This is a genomic window from Bacillus sp. MC1252 (assembly GCF_056838025.1).
Window position 1 is genome coordinate 3,563,849 of sequence record NZ_CM166369.1, and the last position, 23,626, is coordinate 3,587,474.

Genomic DNA, 23,626 nt, shown 5'->3' on the forward strand with positions numbered 1-23,626 from the left:
CACATGGAACACTTAATAGAAACAGAGCGATTGTCTTTGCAAATTGATTCATTAAAAGGGCAAAAGCAAACCATTCTTAAAAATATTCATTTATCGATTAAGTCCGGAGAGTTCGTGACCATTATGGGACCTTCCGGATGCGGGAAAACCTCTTTGCTTTATCAGCTTAGCGGTATAGAAACAGCCTCAGCGGGAGAGATCAAATATAAAGACCAATTACTATCAAAAATGACAGACAAACAGTTAACGGCTCTGCGCTTAACAGAGATGGGGTTCGTCTTTCAACACAGCCACTTACTAAAGAATCTCAATTTATTTGATAACATTATTGCTGCAGCTTATTTAGCGAAAAAAAAGCCGAGAAAAGAAGTAAATGAACGAGCTAAATATTTAATGGAGAAACTTGATATTGATCATTTAGCAGATAGATATTTGTCAGAAGTATCTGGTGGACAGCTCCAAAGAGCCTCTATCTGTCGGGCTCTTATGAATGAACCAGACATTCTTTTTGCTGATGAGCCCACAGGTGCCCTTAATTCAAGTACCACAAAGGAAGTCATGAATATTTTTTCAAAAATTCACTCTGAAGGAACAACTCTACTTCTCGTCACACATGATCCGAAAGTTGCTCTCCGCTCTGAAAGAATGATGTTTATGAATGATGGAGAAATTGTATCCAGTTTATATTTAGGGAAATACGAACGCTTAACTGCTGAGAAACGAGAAATTAGGTTAAATAATTGGTTGCAAGATTTAGGGTTTTAACGGGGGTATAAACAGGCAGAGAGCTGCCTGTTTTACTTTTTCTGACACTCAAACGAATAATCCATAGACAAGTAATTAGTTTCTAATATGATTTTGCCATCTGCTTGTTGACATGACTCTGTCAGCAGTTCAATTTCTTTGCTATAAAAGTATCTCTTTGACATGTAAAGAGTCACTAGAACGAGTAAAAGTGTCGTGATCATTAGTGTGATTTTCCAGTTTATGATTTGAGATCTTTTTTTCAATTCAACATCCTTTCTAAAATACGAGAGTTTTTATAATTTGTACTTATATTCACCTTTGTCCACTTCAGTCAGTTTCTTTTCCATCATGATCTAGCAACATCATAACTGATTTTCCCTGCTAGATCGACCCTTCATTCTTCCTCTTCCTTACCTAAAATTGCTTTATTTTAACTATATGGGGTGATGTTTTCGAACATAAAGATAAAACTGATTGTATTTATCACTTTTTTAGACTTCCAAAAAAAGTTTTTATCCATTTGTACAAACAATCATTCACCGTTACAATATCGTACATCACATGACCTAAGGTCCTTTTTATTACCTCTTGTCAATCACCTCGCAGAAACGATTATATTTTACCAAAAATTGTGATATCGTTTTTTAGTGAAACAGGTGAAAGGATCTTAAAGAGGTGAAATTTTGATGACTATCATTTCAGCTGAACAGGTGGGGAACCGTTTAAATGATTGGCGAATTGCGATTCGTAAGCATGATGTACAGAGTGCAAAGGCAATGTACACAGAATTACAGGAATTACTTCAAGAAATGGAAGAGAATCAGGAGGTCTTGACTTATTATTCATTGCTAGAAGGCAAGTATAAACTCATGTTATATGAACGAAGAGGTAAAAAACTGAATGAACAGACAGAGCTGGATTGCCCCTCTAAAACAAACGACTTAATTGAATACTATTTTTACCTTTACAAAGCCCTTTACGCTTCATATAAAAGAGACTATGCATCAGCGATTGGACTATTTAAAATTGCCGAGAAAAAACTACAAAACATTCCTGATGAAATAGAAGTAGCAGAATTCCATACAAAGATCGCAAACTTATATATGCTGCTTCGTCAAAGCCTGATTTCACTTCACTATATTCAGAATGCCATTGATATTTTTAAAAGTCATGAAGGCTATGAAAGAAGACTGGCGGCAGCCATTGTGATCGCCGCTGCTAATTTTATGGATATTGGTGACTTCATAAGAGCAGAAAGCTACTACAAAAAAGCATTACACATCGCAAACAGTCTAAACGATCATTTTCTAACATCACAGCTGTATCATAATATCAGCATTCTGTATGCTGAAACTGGAGAATCAAAAAAATGTATCGATGCACTAGAACAGGCTCTTAGTGATGATGACTATCTTTCATCGTGTTATTTCCATCACTCCATGTTTATGTTAATAAAAGAGCTGCTCTCCATCGATGAAAGAACACAAGCACTCTATTATTTCGAATTGGTCAAACAAAAACATGCAACGGAGAAAAGCCCCATCTATACAGCAAAAATGAATTTGCTCCACCATTTATATTTCACTGAGGATATGGTCAAAAAAGCTCAAGCCTGTTTCGATGAAATCAGCATTTTGAAAGAATTAAAGGATGCGGAGGGTGCCCGTGAATTAAGTGCACTGGCTGCCAGACACTTTGAAGAGCTGGGGGCAATTCATCAAGCCTATCTCTTTTTAAAGGACGCCTATCACATGGAACACACTACACTTGACTGGAGGAATTCAAATGAAAAAAATGAGTTTACTGATTTTCACTTTAGCCATCGTTGTTTTCGGACAAACAGTGTCTTTCAATTCCTTAAATGAAACGAATCCTGGTACAACAGAACGACCTATCGGAACATAATTTAAAACGGGACAATACAAAGAACCACTCGCCTTATTACAAGGCAAGTGGTTCCACATTTATTTTAATTCTTGATAAGAAATGAGGCGGTGTATATGTACCGCAAGATAAGTAAGCTCATCATTAGGAATGACGATACTATGCACCTGTTTAATATAATCTTTGATTTTGAAGGCAACATCCATCGCTTGAGGATACAAGTGAGCAATTTGTTCAAACAACTCATTTTCTTGATCTGATAATAATTTATTTGCATAAAATCTTTCTACAAAGAATTTCACATGGGTAATGAACCGGCTGTAATGAATATTCTCTTGATCCATTTTCATATTTAACGTATATCGCACGAGATTGACAATACTCCCGATCATCTTGGCATATTTCATGCCATCTTTCGAATCGGATTCTTCACCTAGTGCATTGATTAAATGAAAGGCGATATTGGCCGCTTCTTCCTTTGGTAATTGTATGCCAAATGTCTCATTAACCAACTCAAGCGCATAATTACCTACTTCAAATTCTTCAGTATAATAGTTTTTGATTTCCCAGTACACGCGATTTGTGATATTAATATTCTTTTTGTGTCGTTCTACTGCAAAATTCAAATGGTCCATTAAGGTGAAATAGACACCTGAATTTAGGTTTGTGTTCAAGCGCTTTTCTGCGTATTGAACGATGTGCTGAGTTAAATCTATGAACTCTTGAGGCATTGAATCTAACAGTTGAAGAAATTCTTTTGCCCTCATATTATCAACTGACATAAATACTTGGTCTGCCTTCTTCTCTTCTATCATTTGACCCGGCTTCTGTCCATAGCCGATCCCTCGGCCGAATAAAACCATCTCCTGTTGGTTCTGATCTTCAGCCAGGACCACACTCGAGTTTAAAACTTTTTTGATTTTAAACATCGTCATCACCTGTTTTCATGATTGTGGTTTTTCAATCAAGCGATTCACCATTTGTCTCAATGACCTTTTGGTACCAATAAAATGAGTCTTTTCGAGATCGTTTTAAGGTTCCGTTGCCATCATCATCTTGATCTACGTGAATGAAGCCATAGCGTTTTGACATTTGTGATGTACCTGCACTAATAATATCAATTGAGCCCCAGCTCGTATATCCAAAGAGATCGACGCCTTCTTCCATCGCTTCTCTCATCTGACGGAAATGCTCTTTAAAATAGTTAATACGATAGTCGTCATGGATAGAGCCATCACTTTCAACAACATCCTTTGCACCCATGCCGTTCTCTACAATGATAAGAGGTTTTTGATAACGGTCATACAATTCTATCAAAGATATTTTCAGACCAACCGGATCAATTTGCCAGCCCCAGTCAGTTGATGGCAGGTAAGGATTTTTGACCCCACGAATCGTATTTCCTTCAGTCTTTTCTAATCCTTCTTGGGCTGATTCAGTTAAAGACATATAGTAGCTAAACGAGATAAAATCTACTGTGTTTTCTTTTAAAATGGCAAGGTCATCCGCTTCCATTTGGATATGAATATTTTTTCTCTCAAGCATGCGCTTGATTAGTGGCGGATATTCACCAAATACCTGAACATCTGCATAGAAATAGTTTTCTAAGTTTTGTTTCAAAGCTCGTTCCACATCATTCGGATGACACGTATGCGGATACGTTGTCAATTTTGTCAGCATACACCCTACCTGACTGCCTGGTATGATGCGATGGCAATCTGCTGTTACGAGAGCAGATGCGACAAATTGATGATGCAGTGCTTGGTAAACCGTCTCTTCCTCTTTTCCTTCAGGACAGCGATCAGGAATAATTCCTGCTGTAATGAAAGAATGGCGGTGAATACTATCAATTTCATTAAAGGTGAGCCAATATTTCACATCATCTTTATAGCGTTCAAAACACACATTGGCGAATTTAATAAAGAGATCAATGACTTTTCTTTCAGCCCAGCCGTTATATTTCACACTAAGTGCTAACGGCATTTCATAATGTGACAGCGTCACGATCGGTTCTATGTTGTGTTTTTTCATTTCTGCAAATACACGCTCATAAAATTGCAGCCCTTTTTCATTCGGTTCAGTCTCTTCACCATTTGGGAAAATGCGACTCCAGGCAATAGAGATACGAAGTGTTTTAAAGCCCATTTCAGCAAAGAGAGCCAGATCCCCTTGATAGTGATGATAGAAATCAACGCCTCTACGTTTTGGGTACTTTTTATCGTTTGAGTCGTTAATGGCACGATCAATATTTTCAGAAGAAACTGCTAGGTGTCCTTCATAATCTTCTACACTCAAATTTGAACGGTACATCGCAATATCTGCAACAGACGGGCCCTTTCCATCTACATTCCATGCGCCTTCTGCTTGGTTTGCGGCAATTGCGCCGCCCCATAAAAATCCTTTTGGAAAACCTTTAATTGTTGTCATATGATTAACCTCCTAATTGTGTGACAATCATCAATGTATCTTGACGATTGACCTCTTGTAATGGCTGTACTTTAATATCAAATTGATCTGTATTTGTGATCACAGCAAGTGTAACTGGATCATATCCTGCTTCTATGATTTTTTCTAGATCAAATTCAATCAGGAAATCTCCTGCTTGAACACGATCTCCTGCCTGTACTTTCGGATTGAAATACTGACCTTCCAGCTGAACGGTGTCGATGCCAATGTGGAATAATACTTCAACCCCTTGATCTGTTCTCATACCAAGTGCATGATTTGTTTCGAACAGCAGGGTGACCTCACCATCTACTGGTGCATAAAGTGCTCCTTTTGAAGGCACAATGGCAATCCCTTCTCCCATAACCTTTGAAGAGAAAATATCATCTTTCACTTCAGATAGGGAGATCATTTGACCAATGACAGGGCTTTTGAATGTTTCACCTGCCCCAATTTGTTCAGCAAATGCCGCTTGGTCATTTGTTTTTTCTTCTACTGTTCGATCTTTACCTAAAACAAAAGCAGCGATAAATGCAACAACAAACGAAATGACAGCTCCAATGACAGCAAACATAAGATTTCGCGGGAGCTCATCTGATATGAACATCGACATACTTGCTAATCCAGGACCAACAAGCACAAAGGCTTGTATACCAACTAATCCAATGAAGATCCCACCGACAAAGGAACCAATCATGACACTTCCAAGAACTCGTTTATTTTGGAGGGTCACACCATATAATGCCGGCTCTGTGATCCCAAAAAATGCTGATATTCCTGCCGAGATTGCGGTTGACCTGAGCACTTTATCTTTTGTCCGTAGTGCAACAGCGAAACATGCTCCACTTTCCGCAATATTATGCGCAAGTGATGCTGGTAGGTAAAGCGCTTCTTTTCCAAGGTTCCCCATCGTCGTGACTGCATAAGGAACCATCGCTTTGTGCATGCCTGATGCCACCATGAATGGGAGAACCGCTGCTAAAATAGCGACAGCTACCCAGCCTACTGTATTAAACATTGCAAGAATGAGAGATGAAAAACCTTGTCCTGCTGTAAAACCAATCGGTCCTAACAGAAGTAACGTAACTGGTACTGTAATGACCAATGACATCATTGGTACGAAGAAAATCCGAATTGGTTTTGGTGAAAATCGAGTAAAGAATTTTTCCATCTGAGCGTAAAGCAATACAGAGAGGATTGCTGGAAATACTTGATACGCATAGGCTATATTTTTTACGTCGAACGACAGTAATTGCGCTCCTTCAGTGAGCATTGCTGTCATATTCGGAAGAATGAGTGCTCCGACTGCCGATAATGCGACGAGTGGATTTACTTTTAATTTATTTGCAGTCGTCACAGCGACTAGTAAAGGCAGGAAGTAAAGCGGTGCGTCACCGACCATGTTCAGTATTTGATATGTTTGACCCTTTGCATCCACCCAGCCTAATAAAGAGAAAAGGAGAAGAAATGATTTCAAAATCCCTCCACCTGCGATAGCTGGAACAAGCGGCTGGAAGACACCGACAATGAAATCTAACAGAACTGCGCCTACTTTTATTTTTTCTTTTGACTGATTGGAAGGTGCGTCTCTCCCTGATGAGCTGGCACCTATTAAACTTGTTAACTTTTGATACACTTCAATCACGTCATTCCCAATGACCACTTGGCATTGTCCTGACATTCTGACAGCTATGACACCTGGCGTTTTTTCTAGAGCCGGTACATCTGCCTTCTTCTGATCAATCAATGTGAAGCGAAGTCTTGTTGAACAATGTTCAAGATGAGCAATGTTTTCTTTGCCACCTACATGCTGTAAGACGTCTTTGGCAACCTGTGTATAATCCATCTTTTCTCCCCCTTTTCTCATACATGAGACCTATATTTTGGCAATAAAAAAAGGACCTAAAACGACAAATTCAAGAAATTCATCGTTTTTAGATCCTGCCTGCATGACCAGTCACATGTCTAATTTATCAATATTGGATTTGTTTTTAGTATATATTGAGTTAATGTAAGCGTCAACATATATTTATGAATTAAAAAATATTTTTTATAAGTCTAATGTCACCAAAACGATCTCATTTTACTTGAGAGGACATTTAAATCAAAAAAGTCAGATAGATATGTCCTATCTGACGTGATTGTTATCTTTATTTTTTCTTTGCGGCTTTTTTCTTTGCGGCTTTTTTAAATGCTTCTACTTGCTTTTGATATTGTTTCTTATTCACAGCTTTCAGTTTCATTTTTTCATTCTTTTTCCAAAACGGCAACTCAATATAGGCAGCTTTTACATCAGATGATCCTATCATCTTAGACAGGCCACCCTTTATTTTTGGTGTGGGATATACCCAAAAGTTTTTAAAACCTGTGATTCCAACTGCTTGATATTTTTCTTTTTTCAATGGCTTACTTTTCTTCCCTGTGGCTTTGGAGATTGTAATAGCCCCTGAAAAATCCCCTTCAAAAACGGCTTCTTCGATATTAAGGAAAATTTGATATGAATTGTTTTTTGCTGTATACAAATAGCCGTAGGCTTTATTTAAATTGTCTGTGTATTTCCCTATGATCTCATAGTAACGGTCTTCTGCTGTATCCACGTACTCATCATAGCGCTTATCAATGGCTTTTTTGTATTCTTTTAATTTCTTCTCATCAACAGCTTGATATCGTTTACTTTTCTTTGCCCCTTGCTTTTTGACCATGAGGTCTTTTCCAGAAAAATAAATGTCAAATACGATTGTTTTTTTCTTTTGTTGGACTTTAAGTTTGTATCCTTTTTTCGTGGTTTTCCCCGTTAGTTTGTATTTTGTTTTCACCATATAAGGTTCAATTGGATCAATCTTCACACCCTTACCGTTTAGGTATCCCGTGACCTTGCCTTTCTTTTCAGTCACCTTCAGCCAACTGACATTGTCCTTTGTTTTATAGGCATATGCATAAGATTGGTTCAGTGATTCTTTTTTAGCAGATGCTTTGTTTCCTCCAAAACTTCCAGCACCAATCAATAGTGCAACAATCATGAACAATATTCCTATGTTCCTCAACTTCATTTGTACACCCTCCATTCTTTTATGAATAGATGCGCAAGCTCTTTACACATCAAGTATATATTACCATATTTATGATTTATCTCCTGTATTTTAAAAATATAAAGCTATCAATTATTATTTTCTTGCTTTTTATTCATTTCAAATTTATTATATATCTAAATGATATATCTTTTAGATAGGTGTGTGGATGTACTGAAAAAATACAATGATACGACGTATGCGATTTTAGGTATTTTAACGACAGATTGCAAGTCAGGGTACGAAGTGAAGCAATTAATTGATAAGAGCTTGCATCATTTTTGGAAAATTAGTTATGGACAAATTTATCCTGCTTTAAAGTTTATAGTCGAGGAAGGACTTGCTGAGGTTTCACCTGCTTCTACATCCGGCCGTTCAGACAAGCGGGAATATCATCTGACTGAAAAAGGACTGGATACGTTAAGGCAATGGCTGGCGCAGCCGCTCGATCAGTTACCAGCAGAACGAAATGAAGTGTTATTAAAGTTATTTTTTGGACAATATCTTTCATTTGAGAAAAAGCTGGTGCTTCTACAGGATTATGAGAGGGGGCTCCGTATCCGTTATGAGACATACGTTTCGATTGAACAAAACATCAAGGAGCTTTATCCAGATGAAGCTGATGCGAAGTACTGGCTGTTTACTTTAGATTATGGAAAGAAAGTGGCTCAAGCAGGAATTGATTGGTGCGTGGAAACATGTGAACAGATGAAGAAAGAGGGGTGAACGAATGAAAAACGACATACGTGCTGGCAGATTTACAACGGACCATTCTGACTCGATTGTTGTGTTCATCATCGGAATGAGGATCAACAAACGCTGGGCGATCCATCAATGGCTGCCTGTGTTCATGGCGATGCCTGGCATGATCAAAGAACTGTATACCCATCAAGACGAGCTTGGTTTCCTCGGGACAGAGAATTACTTCGGTTTACGCACTACAGCGATGATCCAATATTGGAAGTCAACAGATGACCTTCTTGCCTATGCCAAGATGGAAAAGCATTTGGCGGCTTGGAAGGCCTTTAATCAAAGAGCACGGACCAATGACGCAGTGGGCATTTATCATGAAACGTATCAAGTTCAAGCCGGATCATATGAATCTGTCTACGTGAACATGCCTTCCTACGGACTGAGTCAAGCGAGAGCTTCTATTCCAATTGGTAAAGGAAAACAAACAGCGGAAGAACGGCTGGATACAACAAATTCCTAGAGAGCGATTCTCTAGGAATTTCTTTTTGCAACGGTCACAAAATGCTTTAATATGCGGGCTGTTAATCCCCAAATGGTGTATTTTTCATAATCATAAAACCATTCCTCAATCGAACGGCTCCCCCAGCGGTACTTCTCGCCATTCATGATTTTTTCATAGGGGAAATCCTCAGCTGGTGTTGGCTGAACAGACACATGATGTAGGTACGGCTCATATTGGCTGAGCCATGATAAAGGTATGGTAAAGGTCTCCTCCACTTCCTCTTGATTAAAGGAGTGCTTTACCTTTTGCTCATCAATGATGCCGACATACGGATAGACCACGAAGGATGGAGAAGCAATGTAAGGACTGAGCTGCCCAAGGATCTCGACTGATTCAGGCGGAATGCCCAGCTCTTCATGTGTTTCTCGCAGTGCAGCTTCTTGTGCTGTTTCACCGCCGTCGAGTTTGCCTCCAGGGAAGCTAATATCACCAGGCTGTTTTCTCATGGTCAGCGATCGCACCTCAAATAAAATATGCCATTCCCCGTTTACTTGCACCAAAGGAACAAGGATCGCCGCTTTGAACGCTGTCTCTTCTCCAATAAACAACGGTTGTGATTGATGTAAGTCATTCTTTAATTGATCAATGAACAAGGACATCACCTGTTTTCTGTTTCTCTTTCCTTTAGCGTATCATTGTTCACCTTTTGAATAAAGATGATCTTTCTGACAATTATTTTTATCATTTTGACAACTAAACTTGTCAAAATGAATATAATGCTTTACAATCAAGGAAAGATTTCGATCAAAATTGAGGTGACGGAATGAAAAATCGGCTAAAAGAGCTTCGTGCACGTGATGGATTGAACCAAACTGAACTTGCAAAGCGTGCAAAGGTTTCTCGTCAGACCATCAGCTTAATGGAACGCGACGAATTAATGCCGTCGCTCTTGCTCGCTGTTAAGCTTTCACGTATTTTTCAGGAACCCATTGAACGTATTTTTCTATTCGAGGAGGATGAACTCACATGAAAACTGTATACAAGATGCTCTTAGGTGCTCTCCTTGGCTTTCTCGGTGCTTACTGTTTGCTGGCGGCCGAATTTGAAATGACACTTCTTGATATTGCATTCGAAACGACTCTTGTCATCACTGGATTGACGATTCTATTGATCATTTATTGTTTTTCAGGAATTTCACGTATGAAGAAAAGAGTATCACTTTCTGTATCTGGTGATGAGGAGGATGAACTGGAAGTAAAACAGTATCGAACCTTTACTGATTTGTCGTTAGCCAATACGGTGAGTACCATTTTATCCATTATTGCAATCGGTATGGCCATCGTGACCGAGCAGCCACTCTGGCTTATTCTTGTCAATGTCGCTTTATTTACGATCACCATTATCAGTTCTTATGCTGCGATATCGGTTCTAAAACTCGTCTATCCTAATCGCAATCTACCAAGCCCATCCGACAAAGATTATAGCAAAAAGCTGCTCGCCATTTCTGACGAAGGTGAAAAGCATGTGATGCTGGGAGGGCTGTTTCACACCTACCAAATGATGAATATGTTATTGATCGGTGCCATGTTTATTCTCATTGTATATTCCCTTGGAGCGAATCACTCTCAGCTCTTCTCGATCATGATCATAGGACTTGTTTTGATCATTCTGAATGCAAATTACATGTTGAAGATTAGAAATCGTTAAATGGTAAAAAGCACAGCGCTATGAAAAGGCTGTGCTTTTTTTCATCCATTATGCAGCACGGCGTTTCTTTCGTGCATAAACCAAAAATAGAAATCCGAACCATACCGGTGTCAATAACAGCGCTGGACGTGTTGCGTCAGCGAAGAGCATGATCACGAGAATGGCGGCAAAAAGCACAAGAACACAAATATTCACAAAAGGTGTGAATGGCGCTTTAAAGGTAGATGCTGCATGCAGTTCAGGACGTGTTTTTTTATATTTCAGGTGACATATTAAAATAATACTCCATACCCAAATGAAACAAATGGCACTGATTGTTGTCACAATGCCAAAGGCTTGTTCAGGAATCAGCTTGCTTAAAAGAGCCCCGACAGATACCACGATCGTTGAAACAAATAGTGCATTGCTTGGGACAGCGTGTTTATTCAGACGGCCAAAGGAAGATGGTCCCTGTTTTTGATGACTGAGATTATACAAAATACGGCTCGTCGAGAACATGCCGCTATTACAAGCGGAAGCCGCAGAAGTCAGGACAACAAAATTAATGAGCCCCGCTGCTACTGGTATACCAAGCAGTCCAAAGGTTTTCACAAAAGGACTTTCTGATGCACTGAGCTCGGTCCATGGGTTGATACATAATAAAACAAAGATCGCACCCACATAGAAAAATAGAATTCTTAATGGAATTTTATTAATCGCAGACGGAATGTTTTTTTGTGGATTCGCCGTTTCTGCTGCGGACACGCCAACAAGTTCCACTCCCACATACGCAAAAATCACCATCTGGAATGACAATAAGAAGCCTGTGACACCATTTGGAAATACCCCGCCATGTGACCAAAGGTTCGTGACCGTCACAGGCCCGGCATCTGTTTGAAAACCAATGATTAAAAGAACAACCCCAACGCCAATTAGCAGTAGAATCGTAATGACTTTAATCAGTGCAAACCAAAATTCCATTTCTCCAAAAAGCTTCACTGTTAATAAATTAAACCCTAGTAAAATCAACAAACAAATGATTGCAGGAATCCATTGCGGAATGTCAAACCAATACTGCACATACACCCCGACCGCAATGACATCAGCCATCGCTGTCATAATCCAGCAAAACCAATACGTCCAGCCAGTTACAAAGGAAGCCCATGGGCCAAGATAGTCCTCTGCAATATCGGTTAATGACTGATAGCCTGTCTTCGATAAGAGCAATTCTCCAAGTGCCCTCATGACAAAAAAGATGGCCATTCCGACAATTAAATAAGCAAAAATAATCGACGGACCTGCCAATTGAATGGCCTTTCCAGAGCCTAAAAACAGCCCTGTTCCGATGGTTCCGCCTATTGCAATTAATTGAACATGACGGTTTGATAAATCTCGTTTTAATTCTTGTTGTGCCAATGTCAACGCCCTCCTCCGACACGATCCTATACTAAAATAATGAACCTTCAAAAAGTCCATAAAAAAAGAGATTGGATGCGCTCCAATCTCATGGTCATAAAAGAATAGCAAAATAGAGAAAAGCAATACATGGCATCATCCATGCATCACAAATACAATATTTCGTACTCTTCTGTCCTTTTGCCTGAGATTGTGAACCCTTCGGCGCCGCACATACATGCGGTCTCTCCAGAAGCTGCTCCTGCCATAGTGTGACCCACAGCAATCATAGCCTTCGTTATTTACTTAAAATGTTGCTATTTCTGAATAATTTTATATTTTACGCCTCTAGAAGAAAGCTGTCAATGGTAATCTTTTAAGATTTTATCCCTTCTCTACCTGATGCAATATGACTTCACTTCATCAACACCCCCTGATAAGGTATAATAAATCAAAAGATGTTCGGCTCGTTTGATGGAGAAATCCATCTTGACTATGAACCAAAGTTAGGCAATCCATTGAAGTTGGTGAAGACAAATGAAAAAATTGAACAAACAGCGTGTCACATTACAGGAAGTCGCCCGGCATGCCGGTGTCTCGACTTCAACGGCCTCACTCGTTGTTCGAAACAATCCTAGAATCTCTGAAGCCACTCGAACAAAAGTACTGCAATCCATGGAGGATTTAGGATACGTGTACGACCGCGTCGCTGCAAACATGCGGTCAAAAAGCTCCAATATTGTGGGTGTTATCGTCACGGACATTTCAAACACCTTTATTTCTGAGTTTTTAATCGGCGTGCAAACCACACTTGAATCACTTGGCTATACCGTTTTACTCGGTACAACCTTTGACAGTGTCGATAAGCAGGAACGGCTCATTTCCACAATGGTAGAGCACCGAGTTGGCGGGATTATTTTAAACCCAGCTTCGAAAAGCTCTACTAGGACGGTCAAACAGTTAAATCAAATTCGCACCCCAAAAGTACTAGCAAACCGTGAATTAGCGGAAGTGCATTGTGACTATGTCGGCGCTGATTATGAACAAGGCGCTTGGATGGCGGTACATCACCTTCTTCAAAAAGGACATCGACGTATTGCCTTTTTAGGCGGCATCAAGTCCTCATCGACTTGGATTGAACGCATGAAAGGTTTCAAAAGAGCCCATGATGAGGCAAACCTGACGATTGATGAATCTCTTATTATCGATATGGAACCTACCCGTGAAGGCGGGAAAGAAGCCCTTACCCAAGTCATCGACCAGCCCGAGCCTCCTACTGCTATTTTTTGCTTTAGTGACTTAGTCGCGTTTGGGGTCATTCAGGAACTGACAGCACGTGACATCAAGCCTGGTGAAGACATCGATGTTGTTGGATTCGATAACATCCCTGAAGCTGAGATGTATCACCCGCCGCTCACCACTGTCTCATCATTCCCACGATCCATCGGAGTAAAAGCAGCGAACCTTTTATATCATAAAATGAACGAGCAGGATGAAGAGCTGCAGCGATTGATCCTAAAGCCTCAACTTCATATTAGAGAAACCTCTACATCATCATGAAAGGGAGAATTGCGTGCAGCAATTCTCTTTTTTTATTGATCAAGTCAACTATTTCTTTATTTCATTTTTCTTTTTTTACATCACAAAGTCATAAACTTGACACATTTAAAGCGCAGGAGTATATTTATCACGTTGCTTCTTTTGGTATATCGTTATACCAAATTCGTCATACTATTATTTTTATTTAACAACAGTTGAAATTGATAATTTCTGATTCTGATCAAATCATGAAGATACACTTTCTTATCAAGACTGTTATTATTTTTTATTTTTAGTAGAACGATGTACTTAATGGAAGAACAGATGAATATTCATTATTTTTTCATCAATCACACAAGGGGTGTTGTGATGGGCTTGATATTACAAAGGTTAACAAAGAATTTGACCCAAAAAGGGTTTTAAATATAGGAGTGAGAACATGAAAAATCCTTATATTAAATCGTCACTTGGCATGTATTTAAACTACTTCATGCTCGGCATGATCAATATTATTGTGGCTTCCAACATGGAAAGCTTATCTGAACGCTACCATGTGGATATTCCGAAAATCAGCTTGCTTGTATCGGCGATCGGAATAGGTAAACTGATTGCTCTCTTTTTCTCTGGACGGTTAGCAGACCGCTGGGGACGTAAGCCTGTCATTATTACAGGAAACTTTCTTTACTTATTATTCTTAATCGGAATTCCAACGACAACGAATTATACACTCGCTTTTATCTTTGCGATTTCAGCAGGGATTGCAAACTCACTGCTTGATTCAGGGACATACCCTGCTCTAACAGAATCGTTTCCTAAAAAAGCAAGTTCAGCTTCTGTTTTAGTGAAGGCGTCCGTTTCAATTGGAGCGACTGTTCTTCCATTTATCTTGGCATTCTTTATTGCACATGACATCTTCTGGGGCTGGGCGTTCTTTGGACTAGGACTTCTTTATTTACTCGTAGGGATTTACTTGATCTTTATGCCATTCCCGAACCATAAGCAAGTCTCTTCACAAGATGATCTTCCAGTGCAGGAACAAATGAAGGAAGAACCTAAAATGTTTGGTGAAGGCTTAGCTGTTGTGCTCATGGGATTCACGTCTACTGCATTGTTTGTCGTATGGCAGACGTGGCTTCCGCAACTCGGGTTAAAACTGATTGGACTTGGCACAGGACAAGCGACGCAGCTTCTTTCTTATTTTAGTATTGGTGCCCTTGTGTCTGTTCTATTACTATCGATCGTATTAGATAAATTTATTTCACCTATTATGGTCGCCATTATTTACCCAATTGGGGCATTCCTTGCAATGTTTTCACTATTTCAAATCGAAACGTACAGCATTGTGATTGTCAGCACCTTTTTCTTAGGATTATTTACAGCAGGGATCTTCCAGCTGGCCATGAGTATTATGATGAAATTATTCCCTACAAACAAAGCAACGGCTTCATCATACGTCAACATTGCGGCAAGCTCAGCGTTTATTCTTGTGCCGCTCATTACAAGTGGGTTGGTCAGCACGTACGATATTAAAATGACGTTATTTTTCGATATGATCATTGCAGTCATTAGCGTATTGTTAGCAGTCTTTGTTTTAGGACGCATGAAAAAATTGTCTAGATAATAAAAGGAGATGTCAATTATGACAAACATACATGAACGAAATATTGATGGAAAAACAAAATTAGTCGGTCTTCTTGCTACACCAATTGGACACAGCCTGTCACCACGGATGCACAACCTTGGATACACATTAACAGGTATCAACTATGCTTACCTAGCCTTTGAAGTAGGAAATGATGAACTAGAAGCAGCAGTAAACGGAATGAAAGCGATGGGTGCAGCTGGATTTAACGTATCTATGCCAAATAAAATGAAAGTGCTGGATTACTTAGATGAACTAGATGATTCTGCGAGATATACACGTGCAAGCAACACTGTTGTGAACAAAGATGGCAAACTGATTGGCTACAACACAGATGGTCTTGGTTACGTGAGAAACTTGATTGAACATGGCGTTGAACTAGCTGGACAAAAGGTAACACTTGTTGGCTCAGGCGGTGCTGCGACACCGATTGCCATTCAACTTGCACAATCAGGAATTCGTGAAATTAGTATTTTTGCTCGTCAAGATCAATACTTTGTTCAAGCGGAAGAAAATGTGAAGTACATCAATGAAGAGATGAAATCATTCGGTGTCAAAGCGAACATTTTCCCACTTGAAGACAAAGACGCTTTCCGCCGTGAAGTAGCTGAGAGTGCGATCTTAGCAAATGGGACAAGCCTTGGGATGAAACCATTAGACCAGCTTAGCATTATTGATGACACGCTTGATGTACTGCGTAAAGATTTGATCGTGACAGATGTTGTGTACAACCCGCAAAAAACAAAACTTCTTGCTCAAGCACAGGAAGCGGGTGCCAAAACCATTAACGGTCTTGGAATGATGCTATGGCAAGGTGCTCTTGCTTACAAACTCTTTACTGGTGAAGATATGCCAGTTGATCAAGTGAAACAGATACTTTTTGACAACGACCGTTTCTAAACAAAAAAAGACGACTTCCTGAGCGGAGGTCGTCTTTTTTTATTCATGTACCATGATTTGGCGGTATCGATACAGAATATACATCGCACCGATAATGGCCACAACAGCCACAACCGCATCGAACATAAAGATCTGTAAAATGGTCGAGTGGCTTTCAATCAAACCTGTTACGACCGGGATGACAATGGCCGACACCCCGCCGGCTGTTGAGATAATCCCTGTCATCGTTCCTTTGTTCTTCCAGAAGAATTCAGCCATCACCGTTAATGTCAGCTGAAAGACACCAGCTGTTGAAAATCCCAATACAAATGAATTGACAGTTCCTATGACTGGAGATTTTACGACCAGTAGCACACAGATAGAGGCAAGTGTAATGATTGGATAGATCAGCAGCACCGTGACCGGACGGACAATGCGGCGCAAAAGAAATGCGAGCAATAGGACAGACAGCAAACCACCCATGCTATAGTAACTAAGCAGCTTCACTGCACTGCCAGAAGCCATCCCCAATATGGCCTCACCGTACGTAGGAAGCCAAATTTGCGGCAAGGCGTACAGACCATTTGACGTAAAGCTGATCACAATAAGTGCGATCCCTTCCCTCCAAAACGTAGGCTCTGACGTGAAGCGTGGAAGTCCGTCATGCTCGGTCACCTGGACTTGCTCCACTTTGCGATGATTCGGAAATGGCAATGTCCAGAGCATCAAGACATTCACAAGATAGATAAGGGCAGGAACAAAAAACGCAATGCCATAAAACAAATCATGCTCCGCTAAAAAGAAAATAGCCAGCGGCAGAATGGTCGCCCCAATCGAAATAAAAGCCTTCACCATCACATTCGCAGATCCCGAGTTTTGTGGAAAAGCCTCCATTAAGGCTGGATACGTTCCTGCATCCATCGCTGAATTCGCCACCCCTGCCAAAATCGCAAACGCAAAGGCGATTTGATAATTTGGAGACAATGGGATCCCGATGAGGAACACCGCCATCAGCACACCAGAAACCAAAATCACCGGCTTTCGGCCAAACCGATCTGACAGCACACCTGATAGACCATACGTGAGCACCCTGCCAATGCCGAGTGCCGAGATCATATAACTAATTCCCGCACTATTGGTATCTAACTGTTTGATTAAAAATGGCATATTTGAAGCCAATATAATATTGACCATACCTAATAAAAAATAATTGATATAAAGACTAGAAGCCGTTCTCACATACGGATTCCTCATGCTGACACACCCCTCAACACCATCGCAATGAAGTGACAAATAATGGTTACGCTTACAAGATCTCATGTGTGAGGAGGAGCAGCTTCGCAACCTTCACGTTCAAACATCTCATGCAGCTCACAGCTTACATGTCCTTCATTTATCAAGCATCTCTTCAAATTTTCACTAGCTCTTATTTTATATGAATGTGAAAGGTAATGATAGTGAATTGCTTAAATTTGAGGGGAATGATTGTAGAGAGAAATCCCCTGAGGCATGCAGGTGAGTTTTACATAATGAATATGGTTATTGAACATTGTCGTTTTAAAAGTATCATAAGTAAATTCGTGATTTTAAATTTAATTGACTCTCACAGCCCCCTAGTACTTAGCTCATAAAAATACTCTGTGCGCTCTATACACAACCCAAAATGAAATCCCCATATCCACTTGAAAATTTCGTTTGCTCAAGAAGTTGATTTAAATGAGTAAAACATTCATTCTCATTCACTAATATCGCTTCAATTTCTTGCTCCCGAAAAAATATCAGTCTACCTTGTTTAGGAGTTAATTTTACCCTGCTGACGATTTCCTTTAACATTTGTGTAGACTTTTCAATATGCTCTCGATAGTTATCTCCATGTATTTGAATTTTATGTTCTCTCGAGTGAAGGAAAGGAAATACCTTCTGACAAAACAATTGATTCTCTTCGATATCTAAAAAGGGTTTTCTGGAAGTGTCATATAGCTTAATTCGTTCATTAAGTGCTTTCTTCTGCTTTTTCTTTTTAATTTCTCCATTTTTTCTTTTCGGACCTTTCTCACGTTAGCACCTATCTTAGGCTTAACTTACTCTTTTTATATTCAAACATCTTAAGATTTCCAACCAAATAAAAGGCACTTTATAGCAATAAAGTGCCTGAATCATTATGTTGATAATCGTCAATAATGATGTTTAATCTTTGAATATTTCTGGTATTTTCTCTCTCCAAATTAACAACAGCTCTCTGAACTCCTTCGTTTCAATTTTATTTTCATGGGGTTCTTCAATCCTATAATGATGTTCAGCTATTGTCTCATGTTTTTTGATATTGACACTGGTAGCATTCAATGTAATTTCAAAGTTTTCATATACTCCATCTATCACATTTTGAATATATCCTATATACTCATCTACTTCTTCTTCTGTTGAAATATCTTGAATAAAATCTGAGAAAATACTTATTTCTTCTGGTAGTATTATTGCTAAATCACCAAATTGGTCTTCCTTAAATTCATATGAATATCTCATATAAGTTAATCACCTTCATATTATTTTTTATATAGTGGATATGCTGTAGCTATTGACCCATCTTTATTCAGATACATCTCTATTTTCATTCCTGTTGATGTTACACCTTTGAATTTGTTAGGACCTATCTGTTGTTTATTTTGGTAAGCTTCATCGATAGCTTTTAACACATCAACGCGATTCCATTCCTTAGGAAAGAAACTTGATTTAGCTACTTTTTCAACTCCATCTATTTCAACTTTAGCTCTATAAATACCGTTTTTATCAGGTAAACTTTCACTTCCTGGAATAACCTTACCACCCTGCATACTTTCATGATGATAACCAACTGCTTTTCCTCGTTTGTTTATTTCGCCATGATAAATGTGCTTCATTGTATGGGTATTATATTTTTCAGTATCCTTAATTCCCATCTTCCCATGAAACCCTTTTGCTCCAAACGGTAAAAGCATTCCAAGTGCCGCGTTCATACTCGCTTCCTGCTGTTCTTTCGAGACCTTGTTTCCAAACATGTCACGACCCGTAATCGCTTCGCTGAAGCCGTTGGTTGCGGTGAGGCCATATAAGCCTTTTTGGGATGTTTTTAAGGCGTCAAAGGACTTTTGTGATGTCTTGTAAATGTCGACTGCTCTAACTGCGGCTGATGTGGCTTGGGTCGTTTTATAGACGGCTTTTCCGCCTTTGAATATGCGCCCTGCCCAGCCGACGACAGGGATATAGCCTGCTGCGGCCATACCGCCTGCGGCGACTCGCTGGCCTGCGGTGAGCTGTTCTCCTGTGATCGGATCAACGCCCGTTGCGGCACGCTTTGCATCGTTCACACCTGTCAGCTCATTGACGATATTTCCGCCATAATCGAATGCTTTTTCATACCAAGGACGGTTGGCGAGGGCTTCCTGTTCCTTCGCGATCTCGCGGGCTTCTTCTTGTTCTTTTTTGATTTTCAGATATTCAGAAGTTTGCTTCTCAATATCGCTTTTTGCCTTGTAAATTTCACTATTTTGATACGCTTTCTTGTCAAAATTCATAGGCGAAATGGATTTTCCGTCATTTGTCGCATTCATCATTTCTGCGTACAATGCCATTGTAGCCTTCTGTTCTGTCTCTGACAAAGCATATTCATCTTTTAAATTTTGATCAAGCTCTATCAAATCTTTAACCGTCTTTTTCCGTTCGTCTTCTGCATCTTCGATCTTTTCATCAATGGTTTTGCTATCAAATACCTCCAAAGAAATGAGGTCATCAATGTCTTGAAAAATGGTTTTAAGTGCCTTTTTTTGATCTTTTACAATGCTTTTGGCATTTTTGATTCCCATGTGAACAGCGTTATCTAAAAAGTGTTCCTCCACAAAGGTATCGCCGCCAAAGCTCGTATCATCAAGTGTACCAGAAACACCTTCATGAAAGGCTTTTTGCTTATCAATGAAGGTGATAAACATGTCTACATTTCCAGCTAGTTCTTTATAAAAGCTTTTAATGTTATCGGCGCCTTTTCCAGTGAAATCATCACCAAGGTTTGCCACGCCCTGTAAGGCTTTTTTCAAATCAGTCATTTCTTCACGGAGTGCCTGATAATGTTTTGCCCTTGTGTCCATGGCACTTGTTAGTGCTTTTGCATCAAGTATCTTGCCCAGAAAAAGTCACTCCCTCCATTATTGATCATAAAGTCTATTTTACCGTGACCCTCAAAACGAAAAAATAGGATAAACGACATAAAAAATAAAATGAACTCTCTATATACATAAGTAATTAGGAACTAGTGAATGCATCATACAAACTATTAAAATCTTTATCTGTTTTCTTTCTCTACAGTTGTATGAGACAATGCCAACTAAAATGAGAAAGGAAAACCAAACTATGTATAAAGTATTTATTCCAACTGTTGTGATGATCTTCATTCTTTGGATTCTTCTTCAATTATCATTCCACATCAATATCTTTCACAATCCAATGAACTATTTTATCGTCATTACCCTCTTTTTTCTTTGTATTCAGGCGTTATTGAAACATAGACAATAAAAAGATCACTCAGGTACATACACTTTTTTCAGAGGTAATAAGGATCTTGTCTCAGCTGGCATATGTTCATACCAATGTACAATAAGATTTACGAGTTCTTCTAAGTCCACTAGATGAACCTCATTATGCTTCGCAACAGCTTTTGCATGAGAAGTAAACCCACCAGTAGAAACAAATAAACTGTTAGCATTCATTGGATTAGCACCTAATAATTGCTGTACCTCTGGCGAACTGGCTGAGGATTTTCGATGTTTTACTTGCACTTTTATAATTGGCTTTTCAAAACCAAATGCATCTTTATAAGCTAACACATCCACACCGCCATCAGGCCCTTTTGGACTCACGCGAACATTGTATGACATTGCTTGCAGTAAGCCTCCGACTAAGTCTTGTATTTGCCAAGGGTCCAATTTATCTACTTTATCTTCAATCATGACAGTGGCTTTGCTGACTAAATCTTCGATAATTTCATCTTCTTCTGTTTCATCTTCAGGTGCTGTTATGGAAGTAGGGTTTTTGAGTAAATGTTCAATCTCTTTCCCCCAATCATCTACACGAAAAACAGTTGATATAGAACCGAGGCTGTTCTTAGCTGATTGACTGAGAGAATCTCGTTTAACTGCTGTTGGTTCCCAATTCACCTGAATATGATTTGGATACATTTTATCTCCAGCTGTTTCATCAAAAAAATGCGGAGCAATCACCGTACCTACTCGATATTCACGGCTTTCTTTTATGTATGTAATGATTCGATCTCCCTTTTTAATTTCTCTACTAAACCTCCATACCTGACTGACCCAGCTTCTTCTCGTAAAAGGTTTGTTCTCAGCGAATATGACATCAGCTCGAGCATTCATCTCTTGCTTTGTTTGATATTGTTTTGGGTTACCTAATTTAGGCCACCCTATCGATGCGATGCCCTTCTCTTCCCAAATTGAAATTAACTCATTTTGGTCACCCGCACGAACCATCCACCATTTCGTCATTTACTATCTCTCCCATTCCATCCATCTTCTCTTATTTTCATCATCAAATATTCTCACTAAATTATAAGACTTATTTCTTGTTAACAAAAGGATATGCGCACCTTTTTTGTCGAAAGAAACACAAAACCCGAACAAGCGAATCCCACGCTCATCCGGGTCTGCATTTTCCTTTATTACACTTCTTCGCCATTCGTTGCAATGACGTTTTGATACCAAGTGAACGAATCTTTTTTGAGACGCTTCATCGAACCGTTGCCTTCGTTGTCGCGGTCAACGTAGATCATTCCGTAGCGTTTTTTCATTTCACCTGTTGTGAATGAAACGATATCAATGATACCCCAAGGTGTGTAGCCGATGAGGTCCACACCGTCGTATTCGATGGCTTTTTTCAGCGCTTCGATATGAGAAGCGAGATATTGAATTCGTTCAGGATCGTGAATGGAACCATCATCTTCCACTTGATCAATGGCACCAAAACCATTTTCCACGATGAAGAGTGGAATTTGATAGCGATCGTAAAAACGATTCAATGTATATCTTAGTCCAGTTGGGTCGATGGACCAACCCCAGTCACTTGATTTGATATAAGGGTTTTCTACACCATGCGGCAGGGCCCCGTTGACAATGTCTCCGCTGTTGTCAGACACTGCATCACTTTTGACCGTTGTCGACATGTAGTAGCTAAAGCCGAGATAACCAACTTTCCCTTTTCTTAAGCTTTCTTCATCGCCTGCTTCAAACGGAATATGATAGCCTTCGCGTTCAAATTCTTTTAATGCATAGCTCGGATAGTAGCCGCGAACCTGAACATCAGGGAAGAAATAACGTTGTCTCATATATTCTTCTGCAAGCATGACATCCTCTGGGTTTGAGGAATATGGATAGATTGGCACATGGGAGACCATCGCTCCAATTTGAAAATTAGGATTGATTTCTTTTCCTTTTGCTACTGCCCATGCACTTGCAAGCAATTCATGATGTCCTGCTCGATACATGATTTCTTTAGCGTTTTCGCCTTCTTTGACCGATACGCCTGAATTTGTCCAAAGGAACAATGGGTTGTTGACATCCATTTTGTTATTGATTTCATTAAATGTCATCCAGTACGTGACTTTGTCCTTGTATCGATTGAAGCACACTTCCGCAAATTTCGCGAAATACTCAGCGACTTTTCTGCTGCGGAAGCCGCCGTATTCCCTTGCCAAATGAAGGGGCATCTCAAAGTGGGACAGCGTAATCACAGGCTCGATGCCATGCTTGAGCAGCTCATCAAACACATCATCATAGAACTGTAAGCCTGCTTCATTCGGCTCTGCTTCATCTCCCTTAGGGAAAATCCGGCTCCAGCCGATTGATGTACGCAAGCATTTTAAGCCCATTTCTGCAAACATGGCGATATCTTCCTTGTAACGATGATAGAAGTCGATCGCTTCATGGTTCGGGTAAAATGTTCCTTCTTCTATCGTTTCAGTGATTTGTCTCGGTACTCCATGAGCACCTGCTGTCATCACATCCACAACACTTGGACCTTTGCCTGCTTCGTTCCATCCACCTTCGAATTGATGTGCAGCTAATGCGCCGCCCCATAGAAAATCTTTTGGTAAAGTCATCATTTATT

At 39.7% G+C, this 23,626-nt stretch carries 22 protein-coding genes and 1 riboswitch; of the genes, 10 read left to right on the forward strand and 12 right to left on the reverse strand.

The genetic code is table 11. The features are described from left to right. Positions 1–3: 3 nt before the first annotated feature. A complete protein-coding gene (locus ACYH0L_RS18350) occupies positions 4–765 on the forward strand; it encodes an ABC transporter ATP-binding protein (protein ID WP_099727259.1) in 762 nt (253 codons plus the stop codon). 668 nt (positions 766–1,433) lie between these two features. Next, on the forward strand, positions 1,434–2,612 hold the full coding sequence (locus ACYH0L_RS18355; RefSeq protein ID WP_099727261.1) for a Rap family tetratricopeptide repeat protein: 1,179 nt from the start codon (positions 1,434–1,436) through the stop codon (positions 2,610–2,612). 99 nt (positions 2,613–2,711) lie between these two features. On the opposite strand, the gene ACYH0L_RS18360 is transcribed toward ACYH0L_RS18355, so the two are convergent. The 4 genes from ACYH0L_RS18360 to ACYH0L_RS18375 form a co-directional block, all read right to left on the reverse strand. Next, entirely contained in the window at positions 2,712–3,560 is an 849-nt protein-coding gene (locus ACYH0L_RS18360) for a PRD domain-containing protein (RefSeq protein ID WP_099727262.1), read from the reverse strand. A 31-nt stretch (positions 3,561–3,591) separates the two neighbouring features. Then, positions 3,592–5,058 carry a glycoside hydrolase family 1 protein gene (locus ACYH0L_RS18365; protein ID WP_327924945.1) on the reverse strand — a complete coding sequence of 489 codons (1,467 nt, stop codon included), beginning with the start codon at positions 5,056–5,058 and terminating at the stop codon, positions 3,592–3,594. Positions 5,059–5,062: 4 nt separating this feature from the next. Next, entirely contained in the window at positions 5,063–6,922 is a 1,860-nt protein-coding gene (locus ACYH0L_RS18370) for a beta-glucoside-specific PTS transporter subunit IIABC (RefSeq protein WP_327924946.1), read from the reverse strand. A 304-nt stretch (positions 6,923–7,226) separates the two neighbouring features. Then, on the reverse strand, positions 7,227–8,126 hold the full coding sequence (locus ACYH0L_RS18375; RefSeq protein WP_482354225.1) for a hypothetical protein: 900 nt from the start codon (positions 8,124–8,126) through the stop codon (positions 7,227–7,229). Positions 8,127–8,318: 192 nt separating this feature from the next. On the opposite strand from ACYH0L_RS18375, the gene ACYH0L_RS18380 reads away from it, so the two are divergent. Both ACYH0L_RS18380 and ACYH0L_RS18385 read left to right on the forward strand, forming a co-directional pair. After that, complete coding sequence (locus ACYH0L_RS18380) at positions 8,319–8,870, forward strand: PadR family transcriptional regulator (protein WP_099727312.1); 552 nt, start codon at positions 8,319–8,321, stop codon at positions 8,868–8,870. Between the two features lie 4 nt (positions 8,871–8,874). Continuing rightward, positions 8,875–9,357, forward strand: a complete 483-nt coding sequence (locus tag ACYH0L_RS18385; RefSeq protein WP_099727266.1) for a DUF4188 domain-containing protein — start codon at positions 8,875–8,877, stop codon at positions 9,355–9,357. An 11-nt stretch (positions 9,358–9,368) separates the two neighbouring features. Here ACYH0L_RS18385 and ACYH0L_RS18390 read toward each other — a convergent pair whose 3' ends face one another. Further along, positions 9,369–9,992, reverse strand: coding sequence for an NUDIX hydrolase (locus ACYH0L_RS18390; protein ID WP_230031386.1), 624 nt, complete (start codon positions 9,990–9,992; stop codon positions 9,369–9,371). 170 nt (positions 9,993–10,162) lie between these two features. Between ACYH0L_RS18390 and ACYH0L_RS18395 the strand changes: the two genes are divergently transcribed. Continuing rightward, positions 10,163–10,369, forward strand: coding sequence for a helix-turn-helix transcriptional regulator (locus tag ACYH0L_RS18395; protein ID WP_034323321.1), 207 nt, complete (start codon positions 10,163–10,165; stop codon positions 10,367–10,369). Next, entirely contained in the window at positions 10,366–11,046 is a 681-nt protein-coding gene (locus ACYH0L_RS18400) for a DUF3169 family protein (protein ID WP_099727268.1), read from the forward strand. The genes ACYH0L_RS18395 and ACYH0L_RS18400 overlap by 4 nt, the downstream gene beginning before the upstream one ends. Positions 11,047–11,094: 48 nt before the next feature. Here the strand turns inward: ACYH0L_RS18400 and ACYH0L_RS18405 are convergent, their stop codons facing one another. Continuing rightward, positions 11,095–12,441, reverse strand: a complete 1,347-nt coding sequence (locus tag ACYH0L_RS18405; protein ID WP_256499176.1) for an amino acid permease — start codon at positions 12,439–12,441, stop codon at positions 11,095–11,097. A gap of 162 nt (positions 12,442–12,603) precedes the next feature. Beyond that, a riboswitch (glycine riboswitch) is annotated at positions 12,604–12,683 on the reverse strand. 274 nt (positions 12,684–12,957) lie between these two features. Here ACYH0L_RS18405 and ACYH0L_RS18410 point away from each other — a divergent pair. The 3 genes from ACYH0L_RS18410 to ACYH0L_RS18420 all read left to right on the forward strand — a co-directional run bounded on the left by ACYH0L_RS18410 (position 12,958) and on the right by ACYH0L_RS18420 (position 16,501). Beyond that, the gene (locus tag ACYH0L_RS18410) at positions 12,958–13,980 is read left to right on the forward strand and encodes a LacI family DNA-binding transcriptional regulator (RefSeq protein ID WP_230031389.1); all 1,023 of its coding nucleotides are present in this window, start codon (positions 12,958–12,960) and stop codon (positions 13,978–13,980) included. A gap of 418 nt (positions 13,981–14,398) precedes the next feature. Then, on the forward strand, positions 14,399–15,580 hold the full coding sequence (locus ACYH0L_RS18415) for an MFS transporter (protein WP_099727271.1): 1,182 nt from the start codon (positions 14,399–14,401) through the stop codon (positions 15,578–15,580). A gap of 18 nt (positions 15,581–15,598) precedes the next feature. Continuing rightward, positions 15,599–16,501 carry a quinate/shikimate dehydrogenase gene (locus ACYH0L_RS18420; protein ID WP_099727272.1) on the forward strand — a complete coding sequence of 301 codons (903 nt, stop codon included), beginning with the start codon at positions 15,599–15,601 and terminating at the stop codon, positions 16,499–16,501. 39 nt (positions 16,502–16,540) lie between these two features. Here ACYH0L_RS18420 and ACYH0L_RS18425 read toward each other — a convergent pair whose 3' ends face one another. The 4 genes from ACYH0L_RS18425 to ACYH0L_RS18440 form a co-directional block, all read right to left on the reverse strand. After that, positions 16,541–17,734 (reverse strand): MFS transporter, encoded by a 1,194-nt coding sequence (locus tag ACYH0L_RS18425; RefSeq protein WP_099727273.1) that lies wholly within the window; start codon positions 17,732–17,734, stop codon positions 16,541–16,543. 393 nt (positions 17,735–18,127) lie between these two features. After that, on the reverse strand, positions 18,128–18,412 hold the full coding sequence (locus ACYH0L_RS18430; RefSeq protein WP_482354226.1) for a YxiF family protein: 285 nt from the start codon (positions 18,410–18,412) through the stop codon (positions 18,128–18,130). 255 nt (positions 18,413–18,667) lie between these two features. Further along, positions 18,668–19,003, reverse strand: coding sequence for a tRNA-Val4 (locus ACYH0L_RS18435; protein WP_230031391.1), 336 nt, complete (start codon positions 19,001–19,003; stop codon positions 18,668–18,670). 20 nt (positions 19,004–19,023) lie between these two features. Continuing rightward, entirely contained in the window at positions 19,024–20,637 is a 1,614-nt protein-coding gene (locus ACYH0L_RS18440; RefSeq protein ID WP_256499698.1) for a T7SS effector LXG polymorphic toxin, read from the reverse strand. A gap of 223 nt (positions 20,638–20,860) precedes the next feature. Here ACYH0L_RS18440 and ACYH0L_RS18445 point away from each other — a divergent pair, with 223 nt between their 5' ends. Continuing rightward, positions 20,861–21,022: a hypothetical protein gene (locus tag ACYH0L_RS18445; RefSeq protein ID WP_099727276.1), complete on the forward strand. Its 162-nt coding sequence runs from the start codon at positions 20,861–20,863 to the stop codon at positions 21,020–21,022. A 5-nt stretch (positions 21,023–21,027) separates the two neighbouring features. Here ACYH0L_RS18445 and ACYH0L_RS18450 read toward each other — a convergent pair whose 3' ends face one another. Together ACYH0L_RS18450 and bglA are read right to left on the reverse strand one after the other, a co-directional pair. Beyond that, entirely contained in the window at positions 21,028–22,008 is a 981-nt protein-coding gene (locus tag ACYH0L_RS18450; protein WP_230031393.1) for a restriction endonuclease, read from the reverse strand. A gap of 173 nt (positions 22,009–22,181) precedes the next feature. Continuing rightward, positions 22,182–23,621, reverse strand: a complete 1,440-nt coding sequence (bglA, locus tag ACYH0L_RS18455) for a 6-phospho-beta-glucosidase BglA (protein ID WP_256499179.1) — start codon at positions 23,619–23,621, stop codon at positions 22,182–22,184. Between the last annotated feature and the right edge of the window lie 5 nt (positions 23,622–23,626).